Below are 24,243 nucleotides of genomic sequence, written 5' to 3' on the forward strand. Positions count from 1 at the left end.
GTGTGTTTGCGATGAAATACACGAAATCGTGAGGAATGATCGGCATGCGTGCAGCGATCGGGTTCTGTCTTTCCCTCGGCCTGGCCGTTTGGGCGCCTGTTGTCCTCGCCTCGCCGATTGAGCGTGGCGGACCGCTGCTGCCGGTGACGCCCAGGCCGATCGTCGCCGAAGACCAATGGAATGCGCTGGTTCTGAAGGCGCTGGCAGGCGACGCGAAAGCAGCCACGACCGTTGGCCGGGCCTACGCCCGGGGATCCGACCCCGACCGTGATGTGCCGGAGGCCATGCGCTGGTTCAGTCGCGGCGTCGCACTCGGGGCCAATGAGGCGCGGCGGGAACTGGGACTTTTGCTCCTGAGAGGCGATGGAACGCCAAGGGACCCGGAGCATGCGGCATCGCTGTTGCGCCAGGCGGCGGATGCCGGCGACGCCGAGGCACAGGCGGCGCTTGGGGTCATGTACGCCAATGGGGAGGGGGTTCCGCAGGACTGGCCTCTTGCGATCGATTGGTCGCGCAAGGCCGCGGCGCAGGATAATCCTTGGGCGGAAGCCAATCTGGGTCTGTATCTGCAGACGGGGCGGGCTGGGCCGCCTGATCTGGCTCAGGCGGCAGCCTGGTACCGGCGGGCCGCCAACCAGGGTTTCGCCCTGGCGGAGGCCAGGTTGGGCCTGCTGTATGAGGATGGAACCGGTGTCCGGCGGAATCCAGCACAGGCCTTCTCGCTGTATCTGAGCGGCGCCTTGAAGAATAATCCGATATCGGAACGTCTTCTCGCGCTTGCCTTTCGCGATGGTATCGGGGTGCCGGCCAATCAGTCCGAAGCCATTGCGTGGCTCAAACGCTCGGCTGAGCTTGGCGATGCCGAGTCGATCTATCTGCTCGCGGAGATCTACGAGCAAGGCAGCGGGGTCGTTCAGGACAAGCAAGCGGCGTGGCGCTATCTGCTGGATGCGGCGGAGCGAAGGCATACCCTGGCTGCGGCACGGGTCGGCCTCGCCTATGCGACCGGGACGCTTGGTCCGGGAGCCGATCACGACGCCGCCGTGCACTGGCTCAACCGGGCCGTCGATCAGGCAACCAACGAGCTTGCCTCCGAGTCGGAGGAAGCGGGGAGTTATCGATCACACCAGTTGGCCCTGGCACGGTATCGTCTTGGCGTGCTTCTGCTGGCCGGTGACGGCGCGAGCCGGGATGTCCCCCGTGCCGTCGAACTGTTTCAGTATGCGTCCGATCATGACTGTGCTCTGGCCACCAATCAACTCGGCCAGATGTATCGGACGGGTATCGGTGTCGCGCGCGACGAGGCGAAGGCTGTGAGCCTCTTCCAGGCGGCTGCGAACGCAGGAAGCGGCGCCGCCGCGTTCAATCTCGCCGAAGCCTATGCCGTCGGCGAGGCCCGTCCCCGGTCAACCGCCATGGCTCTGCAATGGTACCGCCGATCGGCTGCGCTTGGCTACACCGACGCCTGGTTTGCGCTCGGGCGGGCGTACGAAGAGGCGATCGCGGTTGCGCAGGACGATAACGAAGCACTGACCTGGTATCAGCTTGCCGGCAACAACGGCTCTGTCGCGGCGCAGCTTCGGTTGGGCGACGTTGCGCGGCTGGGGGAACTTGGTCAGCCGCGCAACGATGGCGTCGCCTTGCGGTGGTACCGCATGGCCGCAGGCCGGGGAAACGCCGTTGCCGAGGAAAGGATCGGCGATCTGTACTGGAACGGGTCATCGGCGACAGCAAGAGACAGTACCGAAGCTGTGCGTCATTACATGATCGCTGCGAAGCGAGGGGTCGCCTCGGCACAGCGCAAGGTCGCGCTTGCCTATGCGAATGCTGACGGTGTGGCGGCCGACGATGCGAAAATGCTGTTCTGGGCTCGCCAGGCGGCGGAGAAGGGCGACGGCGAAGCCGCGGCTTTGCTGGGTTACGCGATTATGATCGGCGTTGATGGATCGTATGATTATGTCGAAGCGGCCACCTGGCTGACCCTGGCTGTCGATAGCGCCCATAACGGCCCCTGGCGCGATCGTGCTGTGGAGATTTCCCGCACCGTCCAGGGCGAACTCACGCCGGCCGAACGTGCGGCCTATAATGCCCGCCTGGCGCACCGGCGGACGTTGCTGGTGGGCGGGCAACGGGCGGATTTCGCCGACGGCAGTGGGAGAGAACCATCGGACAAGCATTTCACCGAGCCTGACAGCGCCTTGAATTAGCCGTTCAGACGCGATGCGAGTTTACATTATGTTCTCGTTGGGGATTTCACCGGACCCGCTGTTCGGGCTAAGCTGTCGGGCTGATATTGCAGCTCGGAAAGGTTCCGGTGATGGATTTCTCATTGACCGACGCGCAACAGCAGATTCGTGACGAAGTCCTGCGTCTGTGCAGCCAATTCGATGATGCCTACTGGCTGGAACGCGACCGGACGGCGACATTTCCAGATGCGTTTTTCAACGCCATGGCTACAGGGGGCTGGCTGGGCATAGCCATGCCGGAAGCCTATGGCGGCTCGGGCCTGGGCGTGACGGAAGCTGCCATCATGGCCCAGGCCGTTGCCGAGTCAGGCGCTGCCATGAGCGGCGCCAGCGCCATTCACATCAACATTTTCGGGCTGAACCCCGTCGTCGTCCTTGGCACCGAAGAGCAGAAGGCGCGGATGCTGCCGCCGCTGATCGCCGGCCAGGACAAGTCCTGCTTCGGCGTGACCGAGCCCAACGCAGGCCTCAACACCACCGAGATCAGCACCCGCGCCGACCTGCACGGCGATCACTATCGGATCAACGGAACCAAGATCTGGACCTCGACCGCGCAGGTGGCGAACAAGATCCTGCTGCTGGCGCGCACCACCCCGCTGGACAAGGTCAAGCGCAAGACCCAGGGCATGACGCTGTTCTACACCGACCTCGACAAGACGCACGCCGAGGTGCGCCTGATCCACAAGATGGGCCGCCATGCCGTCGATTCGAACATGGTCTTCTTCGAGGACATGCAGGTCCCGATTGAAGACCGCATCGGGGAGGAAGGCGAGGGATTTCGCGCCCTGCTACACGGATTGAACCCGGAACGCGTGCTGCTCGCCGCCGAAGCCGTCGGCATCGGCCGCGCCGCCCTGGCGCGCGCATCCCGCTACGCTCGCGAGCGTATCGTCTTCGGCCGCCCCATCGGCCAGAACCAGGGAATCCAGCACCCGCTGGCGAAGAACTGGGCCGAACTGGAGGCGGCCAACCTGATCACGTTCAAGGCTGCCTGGCTGTACGACAACGGCCGGGAATGCGGCGCCGAAGCCAATGCCGCGAAGTACCTGGCGGCCGAGGCCGGCTATCGTGCCGCCGAACAGGCGGTGATGACCCACGGCGGCATGGGATATGCCCAGGAGTACCATGTGGAACGCCTGTTCCGCGAAAGCATGCTGCCGCGAATCGCACCCGTCAGCCGCGAACTCGTCCTGAGCTATCTGGCCGAGCGGGTCCTGGACCTGCCGAAATCCTATTAATCGACGTCAACCGCCGCCCCGAGCGTGTCGCCGATTGGCCGACGCATGATCAGGTCGGCGATGTCGTCGAGGCCGGTCTCCTGCAAATTCAGAATGACCAGCGTGGCACCGTTTCGCTTGGCCAGTGCAGGGAAACCGGCGGCGGGATAGACGACCAGGGATGATCCGATCGCAATGAACAGGTCGGCCAGCAGCGTTTCCCGCTCGGCCCGTCGCATCTCGTCCAGCGGCATCGACTGTCCGAACGAGATCGTCGCGGTCTTCACCCATCCGCCGCAGGCGCAGTGCGGCACGATCCGATCCTGTTCGAAATCGACGCGCAAAGCCTCGATCTCGTAACGGGCGCCACAGTCCAGGCAGTGCGCGTAGGTCGTGTTGCCATGCAGCTCGATCACCTTGTCGTCCGGAATCCCGGAGTCCTGGTGCAGGCCATCGATGTTCTGGGTGATGACCGTGGAAGCCTTGCCCTGGCGGATCAGCTCGGCCACCGCGCGGTGGCCGCGGTTGGGCGTTGCCTCGCGCAGGATCGGCTCCATCGCGAAGCGACGGCGCCAGGTTTCGCGCCTGGCCTCGTCCGAACGCAGGAAGTCGGAAAAGTCGATTGGTACCTGCTTGGTCCACAGGCCGCCCGGGCTGCGGAAATCCGGGATTCCCGACTCCGTGCTGATGCCGGCTCCGGTGAAAAGGGCGATCCGGTTCGCCGTATCGATCAGGTATCTCAGTTCCTCCAGGGGGCGGTCCATCGGCATCCTCGCTGCGTCAGAATGGCTCCGGGTCATGGCCGGCATGGAAACGAATGGGTGGTCTGGCGTCCGGGTCGGTGGTCACATCGATCAACATGGGCTGACCAGACGAAAAAGCAGCATCCAGCACCGCTTCGGCATCCTCGCCGCGTTCGATACGCAAGCCTTCCGCTCCGCAGGCCGGGGAAGGGCGCATGATCCACGGCGGTGAAACCAACGGCGCCGGCTGTCATCGAAATCTCCCATCCCCAATCGTTATCGCCTGATTCGGGCTTCGGCCAGTCCGCCTCGGCGGGGTCGGCTTGAAACAGCAGGGGAAACCGATAGCCTGTCGGACATGGGAGCGGAGCAGACGGCATGAGCGGGAAGCAACAATTGCGGCTGGGCGCTTTCATGCGGCCAGTCAGCATCCACACCGCCTGGTGGCGCTATCCCGGCGCTTGGCCGGATGCCAACTTCAACTTCCGCCACATCGCGCGGCTGGCGCAGACGCTGGAGCGCGGCAAGTTCGACGCCTTCTTCATGGCCGATCATTTGGCCGTGCTGAACATGCCGATGAACGCGCTGAAACGCAGTGCAACCACCACGTCCTTCGATCCGCTGACGCTGCTGCCGGCGCTGGCGGTGGTGACCGAGCGGCTCGGCCTGATCGCCACCGCCTCCACCACCTTCGATGAGCCCTATCACGTCGCCCGCAGGTTCGCCTCGCTCGATCACATCAGCAACGGGCGTGCCGGTTGGAACCTGGTGACCACCTCCAATCCCGATGCCGCCCGGAATTTTGGCCTGGAGGAGCATGTCGAACACGCGGCCCGCTATGCCAAGGCGCGCGAGTTCTATGACGTGGTGACCGGCCTCTGGGACAGCTGGGCCGACGATGCCTTCATTCGCGACGTCGAGAACGGGGTTTACTTCGACCCCGAGCGGATGCACGTGCTCAATCACAAAGGCCCGCATTTCTCCGTCCGCGGCCCGCTGAATGTCGCCCGGCCCGTCCAGGGTTGGCCTGTCATCGTCCAGGCCGGCGCGTCAGAAGCCGGCCGGCAAATTGCGGCCGAAACCGCCGAAATGGTTTTCGCCGCCGGCGGGCCGATTGCGGAGGCGAGACGTTTCTATGCCGATGTCAAAGGCCGCGCCGCCGCGCTCGGACGCAATCCGGATCACCTGAAAATATTGCCCGGCGCGCTGGTCGTCGTTGCCGGCACCGTCGCCGAGGCGCGGCGGAAACGCGATCTGCTGGACAGCCTCGTCCATCCCGACAGTGGCATTGCGTCACTCTCCATCGCCTTGGGCTGCGACGCCTCGGCCTTCGACCTGGACGGACCGTTGCCCGACATCCCGGAAACCAACCAGAGCAAGAGCGGCCGGCAGCGGGTGATCGACCGCGCGCGGCGGGAAAACCTGACGGTACGCCAGCTCGCCCAGATCGCGGGCGGCTATGGCGGCCTGTCCTTTACCGGGACGCCTCAGACGATTGCCGACGAAATGGAGGAATGGCTGCTCACCGGCGCCTGCGACGGCTTCAACGTGATGTTCCCTTACGTCCCGGGCGGCCTGGACGACTTCGTCGACATGGTCGTCCCCGAGCTGCAGCGCCGCGGCCTGTTCCGCACTGAGTACGAGGGGCGGACGCTGCGGGAGAACCTCGGATTGCCAAGACCCGCCAACCGGTTCTTTCCTGACCGCTGAAGGCCAGGACGCGGAGGCAAATGACATGACTCATCCGTCACATACGGGCGGACCGGATACACATCGGCAGGTGTCTGCCTGATGGCTGCCACGCCGCTTGCCGGTCTGCGTGTCCTGGAATTCAGCCACACGGTCATGGGACCGACGGCCGGCTTGATCCTCGCCGAACTCGGCGCCGACGTGATCAAGGTGGAACCGGCGCCGAGGGGCGACCATACCCGCGGCCTGGGCGGCTTCGCAGCGGGCTTCTTCGCCGCGTTCAGCCGCGACAAGCGCAGCCTGGCGGTGGACCTGAAGAAACCGGAAGGGCAGGCGGTTATCCACCGGCTGGTGCCAGGGGCGGATGTGGTGCTGGAGAACTACGGCCCGGGCACCATGGAGCGCCTCGGTTGCGGCTACGAGCAACTGGCGCCGCTCAATCCACGGCTGGTCTACCTGGCGTTGAAAGGCTATCTCGCCGGCCCCTATGAATACCGGCCAGCTTTGGACGAGGTGGTCCAGTTCCAGACCGGCCTCGCCTACATGACCGGTCCCCCGGGTCAGCCGCTGCGCGCCGGCGCCTCGGTCATCGACATCCTGGGCGCGATCTTCGGCGTCGTTGCCGTCCAGGCCGCCTTGCGGGAGCGGGAGCAGACGGGCAAAGGCCAGCGTGTCGGCAGTGCCCTGTTCGAGAGCGCGGCCTTCCTCATGAGCACGCACATGGCCGGCATGGCGGCTACCGGCCTCGAGGCGCGGCCAATGCCGGCGCGTCGCGGTGCCTGGGCGATCTACGAGGTGTTCAGGACCGCGGACAACGGGCAGTTGTTCATCGGCGTCACCTCCGACCAGCAATGGGCCCGATTCGTCGAGGTGTTCTCACTCCAGGAACTGGGCTCGGACCCGCGCCTGGCAACCAACCTGATGCGCCTGCAGGAACGTGCCTGGCTGATCCCGGCGCTGCAGGACGTCCTGGGCAGGTTATCCCAGAAGGATATCGAGGCAAGCTGCGAGCGGGCGAACGTATCCTGGGCCAGGGTCGGACAACCGGGCGACCTGTTCACCGATCCGCATCTGCTCGCAACCGGCGGGTTGCTGGACGTCTTCATTTCCCGGACCGGCGGCACCGACGGCAGGAAAGTTGGCCTGCCGGCGCTGCCGATCGAGTTCGGGCCGAATCGCGACCGGCCGGGGATCAGCCGGCAGGCCCCTCGCCTCGGCGAGCATTCGCGCGATGTTCTGGCGGAAGCGGGATTTTCAGCTGATGAGATGGCCGGCCTCCTACGGAGCGGCGTGGTGGTGGACGGCTCGGCATAAGGGTCGGTTTCTCCGCCGAACGTCCCGTTCCGTATCTCGGAAAAAGTCGCTATGACAGGCTTCTGCGACGCCGCGCACCCGCGGTGTCCCCGAATCTGATCCTGGGGGCCATTATCACAACACCACTCATTCTGGCCGTGGCGAACCAAAAAGGAGGCGTCGGCAAGACCACGACGGCCGTGAACCTGGCCGCCGCGCTTGCCATCGCCGGCCTGCCCGTGTTGCTGATCGATATGGATCCGCAGGGGAATGCCTCGACCGGCCTCGGCGTCAGCCGCTCCGACCGGTCTGGCGGGACCTACATGCTTCTGATGGATGGCGAGTCCGACAGCCAGGCGATTCGATCGACCTCGGTGCCCAACCTCTCGCTGATTACGTCCGACATGGATCTGGCAGGCGCCGAGGTCGAGCTCGTGACCATGCAGCGCCGCGAGTTCCGGCTGAAGAACGCCTTGGCCAGCCAGGCGGCATTCCAGGCTTATCGGGTGATCGTGCTGGACTGCCCGCCCGGCCTGGGGCTGCTGACGTTGAATGCCCTCGTCGCCGCCACCGGCGTCATCGTGCCGCTGCAATGCGAGTTCTTTGCTCTGGAAGGCATCAGCAGCCTGATGCACACGATCGAAGCGGTGCGCCGCCGTTTCAACGCCCGCCTGCGCCTGTCCGGCATTCTTCTGACCATGTCGGATCGCCGCAACAGCCTGTCCGGACTGGTCGAGCAGGACGCGCGGAACCACTTCGGCGACTGGGTGTTCGACGTCGTCATCCCTCGCAACATCCGCGTCTCCGAGGCGCCGAGTCATGGATTGCCGGTCATCGTCTATGACCCGAAGTCGCAAGGCGCGATGGCCTATAACGCTTTGGCAGAAGAAGTCGTGAAGAAAGAGAAAATCCTGATACCGCAGCAGGTCAGTGCCCATGAGTAACAAGAAGGCGCCGCCGAGGCTTGGACGCGGACTGGCCGCGCTGCTCGGCGATTCCCCGTTGCAGCCAAACGTGGAAACGGGCCTGGCGGTCAAGCCGATACCGATGGATCAGATCGACGCGAACCCGTTCCAGCCACGCATGGACTTCGATCCGACCGAACTTGAGAACCTGGCACAGTCGATCCGGGTTCAGGGCGTGCTGCAGCCAATCCTCGTCCGGGCCCACCCGACCGAGGAGGACCGTTACCAGATCATTGCCGGCGAACGCCGGTTCCGCGCCACCATGCAGGCCGGTCTGGCGGAAATCCCGGCCATCCTGCGGGAGATGGACGACAGCGACGCGGCCGTGGTGGCGCTGGTCGAAAACCTGCAACGGCAGGACCTGAACGCCCTTGAAGAGGCCGAGGGCTACCAGCGGCTGATTGATGATTTCGGACTGACTCACGAAGCGCTCGGCTATGCGGTCAGCAAATCCCGAAGCCATGTCGGCAACACGATTCGCCTGCTGCGCCTGCCGGATAACATCAAGCGGGAGGTGCGGTCAGGCGTTCTGTCCTCGGGCCACGCCAGGGCCCTGATCAATGCGCCCAACCCGGAGGCTCTGGCCGAACAGGTCGCGAAGCGCAACCTGTCGGTTCGCCAGACCGAGGTCCTGGTCGCCAAGGCGGTCGCCGCCCGCGGCGCGCCGCGCCAGCCGAAGGCGGACCGCGTTGACGTGGCCGATATGGAGCGCCGGGTGAGCGAACAAATCGGCTGCCGGGTCAGCATCACCGCCAACCGCAAGGGCAGCGGCGAGATCAGCATCCGGTTCAGCGATCTATATCAGCTTGAGGATCTGATCGCCCGCCTGACCGGCGAGCAGGCGAAAGTCGAGCTTCCAGCCGAGAGCTAACCCTACATCAGCTTGCCCTGCAGGAAACCCAGCGCCGGCAACGGACGCCAGGCGCGCGGCAGGTCGGTTCGTCGGATCGGCCTGACGGTATAGGACGGGGTCGGCTGCCGTGAGCTTGTCAGGAAGCTTGCATAGGCCTTGACCTGCTGTTCACGCCAGGCCTGGTCAGCGAGCGCTGCCAGCCGGCTGGAGAATACCTCCGCGACCCGGGAGGTTCGGCCAATTGACGCGACGACCGCCCAGAGCGTGTCGTCGCGATAACTGCTGAGGCTGACGGGTTCCACCATGACCTGAAGGCTGGCTTCCTCCGTCCGGGAAGGCAAGAGTCTTTCATCCAAAAGTCAGGCAGGATTCAGGGCACGTGACCAGAAAGCGTGCCTGGTCCCGTTCCTGATATACCCCACCACCGCTCTCGACGCGCAGGCCGGTGCCGGCTTAGCCTCGTCCCGAATAACCGAGGAAGCGGAACCAATGAGCGGAGAAAACTGCCTGGCTGGGCTCAGGATTCTGGATTTGTCCCAGTTTGAGGCTGGGCCATCCTGTACCGAAGCACTGGCCTGGATGGGCGCCGACGTCGTGAAGATCGAGAACCCGAAGGTCGGCGACCCGGGCCGGACGGCCGGCCGCACGGATGCGAACGATGCGCTCTATTTCCTGCAGTACAACGCCAATAAGCGGTCCCTGGCGGTGAACCTCAAGAATCCTCGGGGGCTCGAGCTGGTGAAGGCGCTTGCCGCCACCGCGGACGTGATGATCGAGAATTTCGCCCCGGGCGCGATTGAACGGCTCGGCCTGGGCTACGAGGTGATCCGGGCGATCAATCCGGCCATCATCTACTGCCAGGTGAAGGGGTTCGGCGCCGGCAGCCCGTACGAGAACAACCTGGCATTCGACATGATTGCCCAGGCCTGCGGCGGCCTCATGTCCATCACCGGCGAGGAAGACGGACCGCCCTGCAAGCCCGGCGCAACCATCGGCGACACCGGCACCGGGATGCTGATGGCGATCTCCATCCTGGGCGCCTATGTCCGCCGCCTGCGCACCGGCCAGGGCGAGCATCTTCAGGTGGCGATGCAGGACGCCATCCTGCACTACATCCGTAACGCATTCGCCTACATGGACCGCACGGACGGCAAGGCGGCGCCACGTGCCGGTTCAAGAACCGTCGGTGGCGGCAACCCGCCCATCGGGGTGTATCCGTGCAAGGGCGGCGGACCCAATGACTACGTCTATATCTACACCAGCGCCGCCAATCCCGAGCACTGGAACAGGTTGCTGAAGGTCATGGGGCGCGAGGACCTGATCGACGATCCGCGCTATGCGACCCCGGTTGCCCGCACCGAGCATCGGGCCGAGGTTGACCGGATCGTTTCCGAGTGGACCATCCGGCATGACAAGCACACGGCGATGCACCTCGTTGGCAGCGCCACGATTCCGGCCGGCGCGGTGCTGGACACGCGGGAGATCGCCGAGGATCCGACATTCCGGCAGCGCGGCATCCGCCAGACCATGAAACATCCTGCGGTCGGCGATTACGTCATGAGCGGATGGCCGGTTCGCTTCAGTGGGCAAGCCCCCGCGATCACCGCAGCCCCGCTGCTGGGCGAGCACGGCGAACAGGTGCTGTCGGAATGGCTGAGTTACGATGCAGCCAGAATTTCCGAACTGAAAGGCAACGGAGTTGTCGGCTGATGGCGCACCACTATTGCACCGTCCAGGATGAAGGCCGCCTCCGGATCGTCACGCTCAATCGTCCGGAGGTCCTCAACGCGCTTCATGCCGACGCCAATGACGAACTGGCGGCGGTATGGGACGAATTCGCCGCCCGCGATGACCTGTGGGTCGGCATCGTCACCGGGGCCGGGGACAGGGCATTCTCCGCTGGCAACGACCTGAAGGTCCAGGCCAGCGGCAAGCGGCGGCCGAACGGGCCGTGCGGCTTCGCCGGCCTCTGCAGCCGCTTCGATCTCACCAAGCCGCTGATTGCCGCGGTGAACGGCGTGGCCATGGGCGGCGGCTTCGAAACGGCGCTTGCCTGCGACATCATCATCGCGGCCGAGAATGCCGTCTTCGCCCTGCCGGAGCCTCGCGTCGGCCTGATGGCCGGGGGCGGTGGTGTGCACCGGTTGCCGCGGTCCATCCCGATCAAGAAGGCGATGGGCATGATCCTGACTGGCCGCCGGGTTCCGGCGCGTGAAGGATTCGAACTGGGCTTCGTCACCGAGGTGGTACCTGAGGGGCAGGCTTTGGAAGCGGCAAGGCGCTGGGCGGCCATGATCCTGGAATGCTCACCCAAGGCGGTGCGCGCATCCAAGCAGGCATCCTGTCTCGGGCTGGATGAACCGACCCTCGAACAGGCGATGCGGACGGTCTATCCGGCGCAGAAAGAGAACCTCGAAAGCCAGGATTATATTGAGGGACCGAAGGCCTTCGCTGAAAAACGGAAACCAAACTGGCAGAACCGCTGATACCGGCCGTGTGCGGTTTGACTATTGGATGTCGGCGCCCCGGTGTGATGGTCCGGCTTGTCCGCATAGGCGCTGATTGAGTCGGGGGGGCGGCTAAGCTCGTTGCCCCTCCGTCATGGCCGGGCTTGTCCCGGCCATCCACCCCCCACCGTCGCAGCGCGGATGGCCGGGACACGCCCGGCCATGACGGAGGAGTAATGGCCGCCGTTATGTCAGCGCCTGTGCGGCTTGGATAGCCCGGACCAGTCATATTGTTATTTTATAGAAACAATAGCCTTCGCCGATTGGCTTTGCGTCCATCTCCGCCAGCCCGCCGCCGTTCAGGCGTGACCGCCCGAACGGCGGAACTGCTGCTTGACCTTCTCCCGCGTGGTCTGGAACACGACGTACAGCATCGGGATCAGGAACACGCCGATCGAGCTTGCCACGATCATGCCTGCGAACACAGCGGTGCCGACGGCCCGGCGGCTCAGCATCGCGGCGCCATGCGCCCACACCAGCGGGATAAGCCCGAAGATGAACGCAATCGAGGTCATCAGCACGGCTCGGATCCTCATCCGGGCGCCCAGCGCGGCCGCGTAACGGATCGGCAGGCCGGCCTCCCGCTGCTCCTTGGCGAACTCCACGATCAGGATGCCGTTCTTGGCCGCCAGCGCGATCAGCACGACCATGCCGATCTGGGCATACAGATCCAGCGGCAGGCCGGAAACCTTGAGTCCGATAAAAGCGCCCAGAACGCCGACCGTCACCGAAAGCAGCACTGGGATCGGGATCATCCAGCTCTCGTACAGCGCCACCAGGAACAGGTAGGCGAACAGCACCGCCAGGGCGAGGATGTACGCGGTTTGCCCGGACGCTTCCCGTTCCTGATAGGCAGTGCCCGTCCATTCATAGGAATAGCCCGGTGGCAAGGTCGTGCGCGAAAGCTGGTCCATGGCCTTCAGCGCCTCGCCGGACGAAACCCCCGGCCTCGGCGTGCCGTTGATCGTTACGCTGCGGTAGTTGTTGTAGCGGCTGATGACCTGTGGGCCGAGCTGGATACGGACATTGGTGATCGCCCGCAGCGGCACCATCTCGCCCCGGTTGTTGCGAACGTAGATCTTATAGATCGCCGCCGGATCGCTGCGATCGAGCGCATTGCCCTGGATGTTCACCTGCCAGGTGCGGCCAAACAGGTTGAAGTCATTGACATAGTAGCCGCCCAGCGTCGTCTGCAAGGCATTGAAGACATTGGCAATCGACAGCCCCAGCGCCTGAGCCTTCTCACGATCGATGTCGAGCCAGATCGACGGGTTCGATGCGGTAAACGTCGAGAAGACGCGCGTCAGCCGCGGGTCCTGGTTTGCCGCCGCGACCATGCCCTGCATGACGCTCGCCATATCCTCCGGCGGGCGGCCTTCCAGGTTCTCCAGCTGGTATTCAAAGCCGCCACTGGTGGACAGGCCAATGATCGGCGGCAGGTTGAACGGGAAGACGACGGCTGAACGGATTTGCTGGGCCGCGCCGAAAATATGGCCCAGCACGGCACGGACGCCATCCGCCGGACCCTCGCGCTGGTCGAATGGCTTGAGACGCGTGACGATGAACGCCGCGTTCGGCTCGTTGCCGCCGTCGAGCAGGGAGAATCCGACAATGGACAGGACGGCCTCAACCTGCGGCATGGGGCGTATCAGGTTCTCGACCTGCTGGACGACTGCGCGTGTTCGTTCGACCGATGCGCCATCGGGAAGCTGAACCAGGGTGAACACGGCGCCCTGATCCTCCTCCGGCAGGAAGCCTGTTGGCGTGGTCCTTCCCAGCAGCATGATCCCGATGCCTGCGCCGGCAATGGCCACAACGGACAGCAGCGCAATGCGCAAAAGCCGATTGACGGCCGCGGAATATCCATCGCGGACCTTGTCGATACCGAACAGCATCCATCCGATGACACCACGCGGCCGGCGGGTGTGGCGCAGGAACAGGGCGCACAGGGCCGGTGACAAGGTCAACGCAATGATCGCGGATATCAGCATCGAGACACTGATGGTCACCGCGAACTGCCGGAACAGCGTTCCTGACAGACCCGGAATGAACGCTACCGGGACAAACACCGACAACAGCACCAATGAGATCGCGATAACCGGCGCGGTGATCTGCGCCATCGCCTTTTTCGTCGCTTCGGCGGCAGACAACTCCGGTTCTTCCGCCATTACCCGTTCGACGTTCTCGACCACCACGATGGCATCGTCCACGACGATGCCGATCCCAAGCACCATCGCGAGCAGGGAGATGGTATTGGCCGAGAATCCAAACGCCAGCAGGAACGCGAACGTGCCGATCAGACTGACCGGGATGGCCACCATCGGAATGATGGTCGCGCGGAAACTGCCGAGGAAGACAAAGACCACCGCGACGACGAGGAGGAAGGCAATCCCGATGGTCTTCTCGACCTCGCTGATGGTATCGGCGACGAATGAACTGCTGTCGTAGAAGACACGCGCCTTGATGCTGGGGGGAAACCGCGTCGAAAGCTCGTTCAGGGCAGCAGTGACCCGGGCCGACGTCGCGACCGCGTTTGCCCCGGGCGCCAGGTACAGACCAATCGAAACCGCCGGATTGCCGTTCAAACGGCTCATGGTATCGGAGTTGGCCGCGCCAAGTTCGACGCGCGCCACATCGCGGATGTGCAGCACGGATCCGTCGGGGTTCGCGCGGATGACGATGTCGCCGAACTGCGCGGGCGTCACCAGGCGGCCCTGGGTCTGGAGGTTGAGCTGGAACTGCGTGGCGTTACTGGTTGGCCTTGCGCCGACACGACCGACGGCCGCCTGAACGTTCTGCGACTGGATAACGGCAATGATGTCCGCCGGTGACAGGTTCAGCTCCACCAGCCGGTCCATATCGAACCAGATCCGCATCGAGTAATCGAGCCGGCCGAACAGGGTGCTGTCGCCGACACCTGGCACGCGCGCCAGCCGGTCGAGCACATTGATCGTCACATAGTTGCTGATGAACAGCGGATCCTGCTTGCCGCCCTCGCTGTAGAATTGCAGGAATTCCAGGATTGCGGCCGAGCGCTTGCGCACCGTCAGGCCGTATCGCTGAACCTCCTGCGGCAGGCGGGCGAGGGCCTGCTGGACGCGGTTGTTGACGTTGACCGTGTCGATGTCCGGATTGGTGCCCAACTCGAAGCTGACGGTCAGCGTATAGCTGCCGTCGTTGCCGCTGTTGGACTTCATGTAGATCATCTTGTCCACGCCGACGACCGCAGCTTCCAGAGGCTGGGCAACGGTCTGTTCCACCACGGCCGCGGACGCGCCCTGGAACGTCGTGGACACGGTGACCTGAGGCGGAACGATATCCGGGAACTGCGAAACCGGGATGCGCATCAGCGCCAGGGCGCCCGCCAGCGTCAACAGAATGGCGATGACAATCGCGAGCCGCGGGCGATCAACGAAGACTCCGGAAATCATGCTACGACCTGCCCGCGTGCGGCGGCGGCGTGGCGGGACCCGGATTGACCGCGATGCCAGGTCGGACCCGCTGGATGCCCTCGGTGACGACCATTTCGCCCTCCTTCAGGCCTCCGGCGACCACGGCGATCGTTGGCGTGGACTGTCCCAGTTGGATCCGGCGCTGCTCGACTTTCTTGTCCGGGCCGACGACATAGACGTAGTCGCCCTGCTGGTCCGACAACACGGCCTTGCGCGGTATGCCAAGCGCCATCACCGGCTCGATGCCCTCGACCAGAACGTTGACGAAGGCGCCGTCCACCAGTGTCCGCTCCACCGGTTGGCCTTCCGTGGCCGGTATTCGCACGGGGTTCGGAATCCGTGCCCGCAACATGATCGTGTCGGTGGTTGCCGAAACGGTTGGTTCGACATAATCGATCTTGCCGTCCCGGTCGTACATCGTCCCATCCGGGAGCCGCAGCTTGACGACGACCGCGTTCATTCCACCCTTGTCGGCGTATCGCTTCTCGAGTTCGGCCTGGGCGCGGGACGCCACCGGAAACAGGACATACATCGGGTCCTGGCTGACGATAGTGGCAAGCGGGCCGGAACTCGGCGAAACAACGTTGCCGACGGTGATACTGGTGCGGCTGATCTTCCCGGAAATCGGCGCGCGGATCTCGGTGTAGTCCAGGTTGATCTGCGCCTGGCGCAACTGCGCCTGCGCCGACATGACCTGCGCCGCCTGGGAGCGCTGGTTGGCAATCGCATCGTCGACGTTGGAGCGCTGGCCGGCCGGGGTATTGAGCAGCGACTGGGCCCGCGCGAGCTGGATATTCGCATTGGCCAGGCGTGCACTGGCATCCGCGACCGCGGCTTCCTGTTGCTGCACCGACGCCTCGAATGGGGCGCGCTCCAGGCGATACAGCAGGTCGCCTTGCTTGACCTCCGACCCCTCCGTGAACAGGCGCTGGTCGAGGAAGGCGGTGACCCGTGCCGTCAGCACGACGCGATCGACCGACTGGATGCGGCCCACGAACTCCGACGTTTCGGTGATCGCCGTCTGGGCGGCCCGCTCGACACCGACGGATGGCGGACCACCCGGCATTTGTGCCTGTCCCACGGCCGGCGGGAGCAACAGGGCGGCGAGCACGGCGACGAGCGCACACGGTAGGCGAGGTAGGTGCATCAAGCGGGATTCCATGTCAGGCGCCCGTTGTGGCGCATGCATAAAAGTGGGGTAATGCTTTCCTATGGCAATAGGACAGCGTGTCCGAGATGCCGCAAGGTTCGGCGGCGGACGCCGCAAGGACCGCCGTGCGCAAACCGCCGGGCCGCAGGCCGATGCGACGGCGGGTAGCCCGGCGTTCCCGCGCGGCCATGACAGCAAGCCGCCGCGTTGCCTGCAAATCATCGGTCAGGCGGCCATCGCGTCGCGCACTTCCTCCTCGATCGCATCCAGCAACCGGGACACGAAGTGCCGCGGCACGTTCCTGGTGATGAAGGCGATCCGGGTCGTCTCGTCCGCGCTCGGCCAGCGGTGCAGGAAGTCGGGCGGGCTGACGACGTGGCGGACGCCATGGATGACGGCTGGTTGTCCAGGCATCTCCTGAATGGCAACGAGGCCTTTCAGGCGCAACAGACGCGGCCCGCAATGCTCGGCGATCGCCTGCAACAGCAGGGTCAACGCAAGCGCGGGCAGCGGTTTATCCCGGGTAATGGTAAACGTCTCGATCTGGCCGTGGCTCCGCCGCCGCTCGGTGGCCATCAGGCGCCGGGACAAGGCCTGCGGCGAGGAACTGCCGAAGAAAATCGAGGGATCGGCCTCTGTCGTCCGTCTCCGCGGCGCGGCTGGATTCAGGTCATCCAGCATCTGCAGCAGCCGATCGGCCGGTTCGGCAAGGTCCGTCTTGCTGATCAGCAGCACGTCGGCCAGGGCAACCTGGTTCCGGGCTTCGGCGTGCTGCGCCAGGGCCAGATCGCCATGTACTGTATCGACCAACGTCACGACAGCCGGAATTTGGTGCGTGGCGAGGACATCGCGGTCGGTCATCATGACCTGCAGCATGGGGGACGGATCCGCCAGGCCCGACGTCTCGACGATCACCCGGTCGTAGGTATCCCGGCGATCGAACAGCGCCATCAATGTCCGTGCCAGGTCTGTCTGTACCGTGCAGCAAAGGCATCCTGTGCTCAGCGTCAGCACCGAGTCGTTACTGTTAGCGATCAGATCATGGTCCAGCCCGATCTCGCCGAACTCGTTCACGACAACGGCGGTGCGCGCATAAACCGGGTCCCGAAGCACGCGGCTGATCAGGGTCGTCTTGCCGCTTCCCAGGAAGCCGGTAACGACCGAAACCGGTATCAAGTGTTCGGCACCGCCGCTGCGGGCGGGCTCAACCCGAGCGACCGGGCGGTGTCGCAGATCGCGGCCCAGGTCTCCGCCTGAAGCGGAATGCCGTTTCGCAGCCTTTCCTGGCGTTTGCGGATTTCCGGCTCGCCAGGGATCAGTACCTCAACCCCGGATTCCGCGGGGCGGGACGCTTTGACATAGCGGGCATAGTCGTGCACCGCGTCGGAAAACCTTGCGGTGCCGAAGCTGCCGGGAGACAGGTATATCGACAGCATGCCATTGGCGATCCGCCCGCGCTTGCCGCCGGGGATCGGCCCGGACGTGCCGCCGCCGGTCAGGCAGCCGGCCAGCAGTTCACACATGAAGGCGAGACCCGATCCCTTGTGCTCCCCGAAGGTGCGCAACGCACCCTCGCCGTTCGCGGAGTCCCGGACGCGGGTGCCGTCGATCGGCCCGTACAGCGTCCTTGGATCGGACGACAGCTTGCCCGAAGGCTCAATCAGCGCGCCAGGCGGAACCGGTTTCCCGCCGTTCGACGCCACCAGGACTTTCCCCTCCGCCACCAGCGACGTCGCGAAATCCAAGATGATCGGTCCCTTGTCGGTCGGCACGCCAATGCAGATGGGATTGGTGGAAAACCGGCGGTCGACGCCGCCGAAAGGCGCCACCAGTTCGCCGGCCTGCACATTCACGAAATGAATGGAAATCAGTCCGGCTGCCGCTGCCCGCTCGGCCCAGTCGCCGATGCGTCCCACGTGGCCGGCGTTTCGCAGGCCGATCGCCGCCATGCCGGCCTGCTGCGCCTTCGCGATGCCGACGTCCACGGCGAGCGGGCCTATCGTCTGGCCGAAGCCGTAATTGCCGTCCAAGGTCGCCTGCGTTGCCGTCTCGTGCACGACCGTCAGCGTCTGGCCGGCGCGCACCTTCCCTTCCTGCAGCCAGAGGATATAGCGCGGCGTGCGGATGACGCCGTGGCTATCGTGGCCGGTCAGATTGGCGGACAGCAGATAATGGGCAATCTGCTCAGCCTCCGGTCGGTCGCAGCCGGCAGCGGCGAAGATATCGGCCGTGAAGCTGCGCAAGGTTTCAACCGGGATCGTCGTTGTCTCGTAAGCCATACTTCGACTGTCGTCTTCCCTCTGATCAGACCACCTGGCCGGTTTCCGGATGCATCAGATGCATCTGGTTGAGATCAGCCGTCAGCGGCAGCATTTCATTCGGTTCGGCATGAGTCGCCGGATCCACCCGGGCACAGACGGGAACGCCATCGACGAAGAAGTGAACCATCGTCTCCATGCCCATCGGCTCCACGACGTCGACCGGCAGATCGACCCGGGTCCAGCCGGGCTTGCCCTGCTCGTGGTATTCGAACAGATGCTCGGGCCGAAGTCCGAGGATCATGCTCTTATCCTTGTATTTGGCGTAGCGATCCGCCCTGGCAGGCGGGACAGGCAGCACGATCGAGTCCGTCACCTTGACCGCAAGGTTGCCGTTCGCGGCGTCCTGGACCCGGCAGGGCAGGAAGTTCATCGCCGGCGATCCGATGAACCCGGCGACGAAGCGGGTAGCGGGATGATGATAAAGTTCCTGCGGTGTCCCGACCTGCTCGATATGACCGCCGTTCATGACGACGACCCGATCGGCGAGGGTCATGGCCTCGATCTGATCATGCGTGACGTAGATCGTCGTGGTGCGAACGGTCTGGTGCACCTTCTTGATCTCGGTCCGCATCTGGACGCGCAGCTTGGCATCCAGATTCGACAGTGGTTCGTCGAACAGGAACACCTTCGGGTTGCGCACGATCGCCCGGCCCATGGCGACGCGCTGGCGCTGACCGCCCGACAGCGCACGCGGCTTGCGCTCCAGCAATGGCACAAGATCGAGAATACGCGCGGCTTCATCCACACGCCGCTTGATTTCGTCCCTGGGGAATTTCCGCAGCTTCAGGCCGAACGCCATGTTGTCGAACACGCTCATGTGCGGGTACAGGGCGTAATTCTGGAACACCATGGCAATGTCGCGATCCCGCGGCGGCACGTCGTTCACCACGTCGCCGGCAATCCAGATCTCGCCGGAGGTGATCTCTTCCAGGCCCGCGATCATGCGCAACGTCGTCGACTTGCCGCAGCCGGATGGGCCGACCAGGACGACGAATTCATGATCGGCGATGTCCAGGTCGATGCCTTTTACCGCTTGCACACCGCCATCGTATTCCTTGATGACCTTGCGGCAGGACACTTCAGCCATGCTTGCTCCGTTTCCTTCGATGGGATCCATGGCCAGGCGGACCCGGCCATGGATCCTTCTGTTGGTTTCTAGCCCTTGGTCGCACCGGCGGTGAGGCCGGCGACGTAGTAATCCATCAGGAAGGCATAGATCAGGATGGGCGGCAATGAAGCCAGCAGGCAGGCCGCCATGATCTTGCCCCACTGGAAGACGTCACCGCGAATCAGATCGGAAATGATACCGACCGTCAGCACCATCTGGTTCGAGGTGTAGAGATAGGCCAGCGGATACAGGAACTGGCCCCAGGCTACGGTGAATGCGAAGATCGTTGCGGCGATGATGCCAGGCATTGCCACCGGGATGAAGATCTTCCACAGGATCTGCAGATATCCCGCGCCGTCGATCAGAGCGGCTTCATCCAGCTCCTTGGGGATGGAACTGAAGTAGCCGATCATGATCCAGGTACAGAACGGCACCGCCAGGGTGGGATACAGCAGCACCAGGCACCAGAAATTGTTGATCAGGCCGAGCCACCCGACGATCTGGAACAGCGGAATGAACAGCAGCGACGAAGGAACCAGGTAGGTCAGGAAAACCCCAGTCGACAGCGTCTGGCTGCCCCAGAACCCCATCCGCGACAGGCTGAACGCCGCCAGCACGGAGATGACCATCGACACCGCCACCGTCAGCACCGTGACGATGATGGAGTTCAGGTAGTACCGCTGGAAATTCGGGTATGTGATCAGGTACCAGAAATTCGCCAGTGTCGGATGGTGAACGATCCAGGGGCTTCCCGTCTGCGCCGAGATCTCCGCCGACGACTTCAGGCTGGTCATCAGCGTGTAGAATGGCGGGATCAGGAACATGATGACGAACACGCCCAGCGCGATGTAGCTGCCCCAGAGCGCCCACATCCGGCTGCGGTGCAGGCTGTGCTTGTGGGCGGTGGTGGGGGCGCGGCGGCCAGCGGTTGCAACGGACGTGCTCATGCCGCGATCTCCTTGGTCCGCTGGGTGACGCCGCGCAGAACAAAGAATGCCGCGAAGGCCAGGATCGGGAACATGAACAGACTGTCGGCGGCGCCCAGCGGGATGTCGCCGGACTGGATGCCGACCTGGAACGCATAGGTCGCAAAGACGTGGGTCATGTCCTGCGGCCCGCCGGCGGTCAGGATGCGCACGATGTCGAAGTCGGCGAAGGTCACGATCAGGCTGAACAGCACCGTGATCGCGATGATGTTGCGCATCATCGGCAGGGTCACGAAGAACAGCTTCTGCACGGCGTTGGCGCCGTCGATGGCTGCCGCCTCATACAGCTGGTCCGGCACCGACTTCAGGGCGGCCAGGTACATGATCATGAAGAACGGCGTGCCGTACCAGACATTGACCGTGATCGTGCAGAATCGGGCAATCCAGCCGACGCCGAGCCACGGCACACTGGCGATCCCGAACCGGTTCAGCACCCAGTTGAACGCCGAGTAGGAGGGGTCGAACATCCACCACCAGGTCAGGGTGGACAGAGCCAGCGGTATCACCCAGGGCACCAGCAGCAGCCCGCGCCAGATGCGCTGGTTCTTGCCCGGGATGTTGTGCATCAGGTGCGCCAGGATGAAGCCGATGATGGCCTTCAACACCACGGAGGTGATGGCGAACAGGCAACTCTGGAAGATGACGAGCTGGAAGGTGTGGCGCCTGAGCAGGAACGCGAAATTGCCCAGGCCGACGAACGTGGTCATCTTCTTGTTCAGCATGCTGAGGTAGATGGCGTAGATCGCCGGATAGACCACGAACGTCGCGATCAGCAGGATCAACGGCAGACACAGCAGGAATGCGATGGTGGATCGCCGTTGGGCAAACCGCCGCATGCTGCCTCGTTGGACGCCGGTCCTTCCAGCTGTCATCACCCCTATGGGGATGCTCGTGCCGCTTGCCATTCTTGTGCCTCCCAAACCCCACTTTGTCCGACCGGGCCGGTTGCCGCCGGCCTGGCCTGTCTCAGGTCAGCGGGTAAAGCCTTCCAGTTCATCAGATGCCCAGCTGATGACCTGGTCGACTGACTGACCGCTCTTCAGCTTCGCCAGCATCGTCGGCATGGTGCCGCGATTGTAGATCTGCACGGCGATATCCGACGGTGCCGGCATTCCCGCGATATGTGCGGTCGCCTTGTGGACCGGCCGGATCGGGTAGTTATAGACCGTGCCTTTCGGTGGCTCGACCTCCTGCCAGACCTTGAAATTGAGCATCGAGTTGAACGGCGGTACATCATAGCCGAACACGGCGGTGCAGCGCTGCTCGACCGGTTCGCGTTGCAGCAGATACGTGATCAACTCCTTGGCGGCGGTCTTGTTCCTGCTGAAGGACCACACGCCCCAGAAGAATGGAAGATAGGGGACGAAGCGGCCATCCGGACCGGACGGCGCTGAGAACGTCCAGCAATCGGCCGCAACCTTCGGCGCGTCGCGCTTGGCCACCGCCCAGGCCGACGGCGGATTCCAGATCAGGGCGCTCTTGCCGGCGATCAGGGCGCGGTTGTTGGAGGCGTCGTCATAGCTGACGGCGTCGTCCGGCAGGACCTTCACGAACGTCTGCCCGAATTCCAGGACAGCCCGCACCTTGTCCGACTTGACGGTAATGTTACCGTCCTTGTCCACCAGCTCGGCGCCAAAAGCCCGGAACAGGGCGCCGGCGGTATCGACGGAATCGCTGGTCTGGCCGAGACCGATGGCGAACGGCATTCCGGCCTTCGCGCAGGCGTCGGCCGCCTTGTAATGGGCGTCCCAGGTCCAGCCATCCGACTCGCGCGTATGCACCTCCCTGGCCGGATACATGGCGACCACATCGAGGCCCGCTTTTTCCTTCAGCACGCTGATGCGGCCGCACGGGCCTTTATACTGCGTGCCGGAACTCGTCGGCACCGCCAGCCAGTTGCCTTTCACCTTGGCGAGGTATTCGCAGACCTGGTTCACCGGGCCATACTTCCCGGTCAGGTGCTTCATCACGTCGTCCATCGGTTCCAGCGTGTCGGCGTTGTTCAACACCTCCCATGTCGGGAACGCCTGGATGTCGTGACCTGTTTTCGCCTGGTGCTCGGCGGCGATCGTCAGGACGTTCTTTTGCCCGACCGAGGTGATGAAGTCGGTCTGCACCTCGACCTGGGTCTTGGCGGCCCAGTCAGCGATCTGTTTCTTCATGACCGCGTTGCCGGACGGCACCCAATGATCCCAGAAAGCGACCGAAAGCTTGCCCGCCGCCCGGCCGGAGCGGATATGAACCAGAGGCAGTGCTGCGGACGCGGCTGCCAGCTTGAGCATGCTTCGGCGGGTTGCCTTACCCATGGTTCCGGTCCTGGTCGTCTCAGGCATGGTCACGTGACGTCCTTCCTGGATACTCGTTGGTCTTGGCGGGCTTGTCGGAGGGCGTGAGCCGCGCCGCGCGAACAGCCATTGGTCGCGCGTGCTCAGCAGCCTCTCTCGCTGTGGCCGGCTGGCGTGGGGCAATCCTAAACCGGTGCGTCAACGCACCCATGAACACATCTCCCTGACTGCGGCCTGTTGTCCGGCCGCGTCACTATTATTGTCTGCCCTGTTGACCGGATCGTACGTCCTGTCAACATGCCGGAGCGCCCGGTACGCCCTCGGAACCAGTGTGCTCACGCTATCCTTTACCGGATCGTCAGGCAACGTCACGCCGGGATCTGACTGATTTTTCAGATAGCGCGGCCCGCCCTGATGCCGATCGCTACAGCAGACCGCAGGTGGGTTGGGACGCTTAGGCCCCCTGTCCTCATCGTCATGGCCGCATCGTCCGGGCATTCTCTGCGCCGACGGAGGTGATGAAGGTAGCCCGGGCCAAATGCGCGGGGCCGCACCCACCGCATTGCCTCTTCATAATTCTGTTACCATCTGCGACCGAATAATCCCAGAAGCCGACGGAGGCCTGACAGGTTGCCCGGCCGGTTCGGATGAGTACAAGTAGCGACCCTGCCGGAGCCTTCAGCACAGGGCAACGAGATGGCGAGGCAGAGACCCCTACAGCGTGTAATAGAGAATGAAGCCAAGAACCGACACAAAATAAACACCAACAATGATGAACTGCAACATTGGGGTGCGCCGCCAGATCAGGCGTGCCACCAGGAATCCGGCCATCGTGGCACCGGTCAGCAAACTGGCCGCCTGCATGGCGTTGTTTGTCACCGGGTCGGTCAGCATGGCCTCGCACTCACTCCTGCGGATAGCGCCATGGCCTGGTCGGCTGCAAGGCCGCGCCATCGATTGTCCACTGGGGCAACGATAGCGCATCGGCGACGTCGCTGAAAACCATGCGCACCCGTGTGCCGATGCCGATCTGGCGAACCAGGTCCGGCGGTGCCAGGGCGCCGTCCGGCGTTGTCAGGTTGCCGACGACCCGCAGGGCTTCGGTTTCCGACGGCTGCCCCTTCTGGGTATCGAGATCGACCAGCAGGACCATATACGGCGTATGGGCCTTGAACGCCGGCTGGATCGCGTGATGCACTTCCACATACGAATGGACTTCGCCACGGCCCTCCACTGGAGTCCAGGTGGCCCTCGGGCTGGCGCACCAGGGGCAGCCGGTTGTGGGCGGATACCGCAGCAGGCCGCAATCGTCGCATTTCTGCAGCTGAAAATCGTGCCGCGCGCAGTGGGCGAAATAGGCCAGGTTTTCCTGATCCAGTTCATCGATGGACAGCGGCATGCCGAGATAGTTTGCCTGGATTGACACGA

General features: G+C 64.0%; 21 protein-coding genes. 8 read left to right on the top strand and 13 right to left on the bottom strand.

Features of this window, described 5'->3' with window-relative positions:
* Nucleotides 1-44: 44 nt before the first annotated feature.
* The gene (locus tag CCS01_RS10740; RefSeq protein WP_158258340.1) at nt 45-2,207 is read left to right on the top strand and encodes a tetratricopeptide repeat protein; all 2,163 of its coding nucleotides are present in this window, start codon (nt 45-47) and stop codon (nt 2,205-2,207) included.
* 122 nt (nt 2,208-2,329) lie between these two features.
* Nucleotides 2,330-3,484: an acyl-CoA dehydrogenase family protein gene (locus CCS01_RS10745; protein ID WP_239992098.1), complete on the top strand. Its 1,155-nt coding sequence runs from the start codon at nt 2,330-2,332 to the stop codon at nt 3,482-3,484.
* Here the strand turns inward: CCS01_RS10745 and CCS01_RS10750 are convergent.
* Both CCS01_RS10750 and CCS01_RS33625 read right to left on the bottom strand, forming a co-directional pair.
* Entirely contained in the window at nt 3,481-4,227 is a 747-nt protein-coding gene (locus CCS01_RS10750) for an SIR2 family NAD-dependent protein deacylase (RefSeq protein ID WP_104518822.1), read from the bottom strand. The genes CCS01_RS10745 and CCS01_RS10750 overlap by 4 nt on opposite strands.
* Nucleotides 4,228-4,243: 16 nt before the next feature.
* Nucleotides 4,244-4,390, bottom strand: a complete 147-nt coding sequence (locus CCS01_RS33625) for a hypothetical protein (RefSeq protein WP_158258341.1) — start codon at nt 4,388-4,390, stop codon at nt 4,244-4,246.
* Nucleotides 4,391-4,584: 194 nt separating this feature from the next.
* Between CCS01_RS33625 and CCS01_RS10755 the strand changes: the two genes are divergently transcribed.
* The 4 genes from CCS01_RS10755 to CCS01_RS10770 all read left to right on the top strand — a co-directional run bounded on the left by CCS01_RS10755 (nt 4,585) and on the right by CCS01_RS10770 (nt 9,024).
* The gene (locus CCS01_RS10755) at nt 4,585-5,916 is read left to right on the top strand and encodes an LLM class flavin-dependent oxidoreductase (RefSeq protein WP_104518823.1); all 1,332 of its coding nucleotides are present in this window, start codon (nt 4,585-4,587) and stop codon (nt 5,914-5,916) included.
* A gap of 81 nt (nt 5,917-5,997) precedes the next feature.
* The gene (locus tag CCS01_RS10760; protein WP_104518824.1) at nt 5,998-7,209 is read left to right on the top strand and encodes a CaiB/BaiF CoA transferase family protein; all 1,212 of its coding nucleotides are present in this window, start codon (nt 5,998-6,000) and stop codon (nt 7,207-7,209) included.
* A gap of 83 nt (nt 7,210-7,292) precedes the next feature.
* Complete coding sequence (locus CCS01_RS10765; protein ID WP_239992099.1) at nt 7,293-8,132, top strand: ParA family protein; 840 nt, start codon at nt 7,293-7,295, stop codon at nt 8,130-8,132.
* Nucleotides 8,125-9,024 carry a ParB/RepB/Spo0J family partition protein gene (locus CCS01_RS10770; protein ID WP_104518825.1) on the top strand — a complete coding sequence of 300 codons (900 nt, stop codon included), beginning with the start codon at nt 8,125-8,127 and terminating at the stop codon, nt 9,022-9,024. Before CCS01_RS10765 ends, CCS01_RS10770 begins: the two co-directional genes overlap by 8 nt.
* Nucleotides 9,025-9,026: 2 nt before the next feature.
* On the opposite strand, the gene CCS01_RS10775 is transcribed toward CCS01_RS10770, so the two are convergent.
* Entirely contained in the window at nt 9,027-9,347 is a 321-nt protein-coding gene (locus CCS01_RS10775) for a hypothetical protein (protein WP_338049975.1), read from the bottom strand.
* A gap of 148 nt (nt 9,348-9,495) precedes the next feature.
* On the opposite strand from CCS01_RS10775, the gene CCS01_RS10780 reads away from it, so the two are divergent.
* Nucleotides 9,496-10,716: a CaiB/BaiF CoA transferase family protein gene (locus CCS01_RS10780; protein WP_104518827.1), complete on the top strand. Its 1,221-nt coding sequence runs from the start codon at nt 9,496-9,498 to the stop codon at nt 10,714-10,716.
* Nucleotides 10,716-11,492: an enoyl-CoA hydratase-related protein gene (locus CCS01_RS10785; protein ID WP_104518828.1), complete on the top strand. Its 777-nt coding sequence runs from the start codon at nt 10,716-10,718 to the stop codon at nt 11,490-11,492. The genes CCS01_RS10780 and CCS01_RS10785 overlap by 1 nt, the downstream gene beginning before the upstream one ends.
* A gap of 320 nt (nt 11,493-11,812) precedes the next feature.
* Here the strand turns inward: CCS01_RS10785 and CCS01_RS10790 are convergent, their stop codons facing one another.
* The 10 genes from CCS01_RS10790 to CCS01_RS10835 form a co-directional block, all read right to left on the bottom strand.
* Nucleotides 11,813-14,944 carry an efflux RND transporter permease subunit gene (locus CCS01_RS10790; RefSeq protein WP_104518829.1) on the bottom strand — a complete coding sequence of 1,044 codons (3,132 nt, stop codon included), beginning with the start codon at nt 14,942-14,944 and terminating at the stop codon, nt 11,813-11,815.
* 1 nt (nt 14,945) lies between these two features.
* A complete protein-coding gene (locus tag CCS01_RS10795; RefSeq protein ID WP_158258343.1) occupies nt 14,946-16,031 on the bottom strand; it encodes an efflux RND transporter periplasmic adaptor subunit in 1,086 nt (361 codons plus the stop codon).
* A 309-nt stretch (nt 16,032-16,340) separates the two neighbouring features.
* Nucleotides 16,341-17,291 (bottom strand): CobW family GTP-binding protein, encoded by a 951-nt coding sequence (locus CCS01_RS10800; RefSeq protein ID WP_104518831.1) that lies wholly within the window; start codon nt 17,289-17,291, stop codon nt 16,341-16,343.
* Complete coding sequence (locus CCS01_RS10805; protein WP_104518832.1) at nt 17,288-18,394, bottom strand: malate/lactate/ureidoglycolate dehydrogenase; 1,107 nt, start codon at nt 18,392-18,394, stop codon at nt 17,288-17,290. The genes CCS01_RS10800 and CCS01_RS10805 overlap by 4 nt, the downstream gene beginning before the upstream one ends.
* 25 nt (nt 18,395-18,419) lie before the next feature.
* Nucleotides 18,420-19,523, bottom strand: coding sequence for an ABC transporter ATP-binding protein (locus CCS01_RS10810; RefSeq protein ID WP_104518833.1), 1,104 nt, complete (start codon nt 19,521-19,523; stop codon nt 18,420-18,422).
* A 68-nt stretch (nt 19,524-19,591) separates the two neighbouring features.
* Nucleotides 19,592-20,491 carry a carbohydrate ABC transporter permease gene (locus CCS01_RS10815; protein WP_104518834.1) on the bottom strand — a complete coding sequence of 300 codons (900 nt, stop codon included), beginning with the start codon at nt 20,489-20,491 and terminating at the stop codon, nt 19,592-19,594.
* On the bottom strand, nt 20,488-21,366 hold the full coding sequence (locus CCS01_RS10820) for a carbohydrate ABC transporter permease (RefSeq protein WP_239992100.1): 879 nt from the start codon (nt 21,364-21,366) through the stop codon (nt 20,488-20,490). Before CCS01_RS10820 ends, CCS01_RS10815 begins: the two co-directional genes overlap by 4 nt.
* 135 nt (nt 21,367-21,501) lie before the next feature.
* Nucleotides 21,502-22,836: an ABC transporter substrate-binding protein gene (locus CCS01_RS10825; protein ID WP_104518836.1), complete on the bottom strand. Its 1,335-nt coding sequence runs from the start codon at nt 22,834-22,836 to the stop codon at nt 21,502-21,504.
* Between the two features lie 693 nt (nt 22,837-23,529).
* The gene (locus tag CCS01_RS10830) at nt 23,530-23,709 is read right to left on the bottom strand and encodes a hypothetical protein (RefSeq protein WP_104518837.1); all 180 of its coding nucleotides are present in this window, start codon (nt 23,707-23,709) and stop codon (nt 23,530-23,532) included.
* Nucleotides 23,710-23,719: 10 nt separating this feature from the next.
* Nucleotides 23,720-24,241 (bottom strand): Zn-ribbon domain-containing OB-fold protein, encoded by a 522-nt coding sequence (locus CCS01_RS10835; RefSeq protein WP_104518838.1) that lies wholly within the window; start codon nt 24,239-24,241, stop codon nt 23,720-23,722.
* Nucleotides 24,242-24,243 lie beyond the last annotated feature (2 nt).

The organism is Rhodopila globiformis, assembly GCF_002937115.1.
GTDB lineage: Bacteria > Pseudomonadota > Alphaproteobacteria > Acetobacterales > Acetobacteraceae > Rhodopila > Rhodopila globiformis.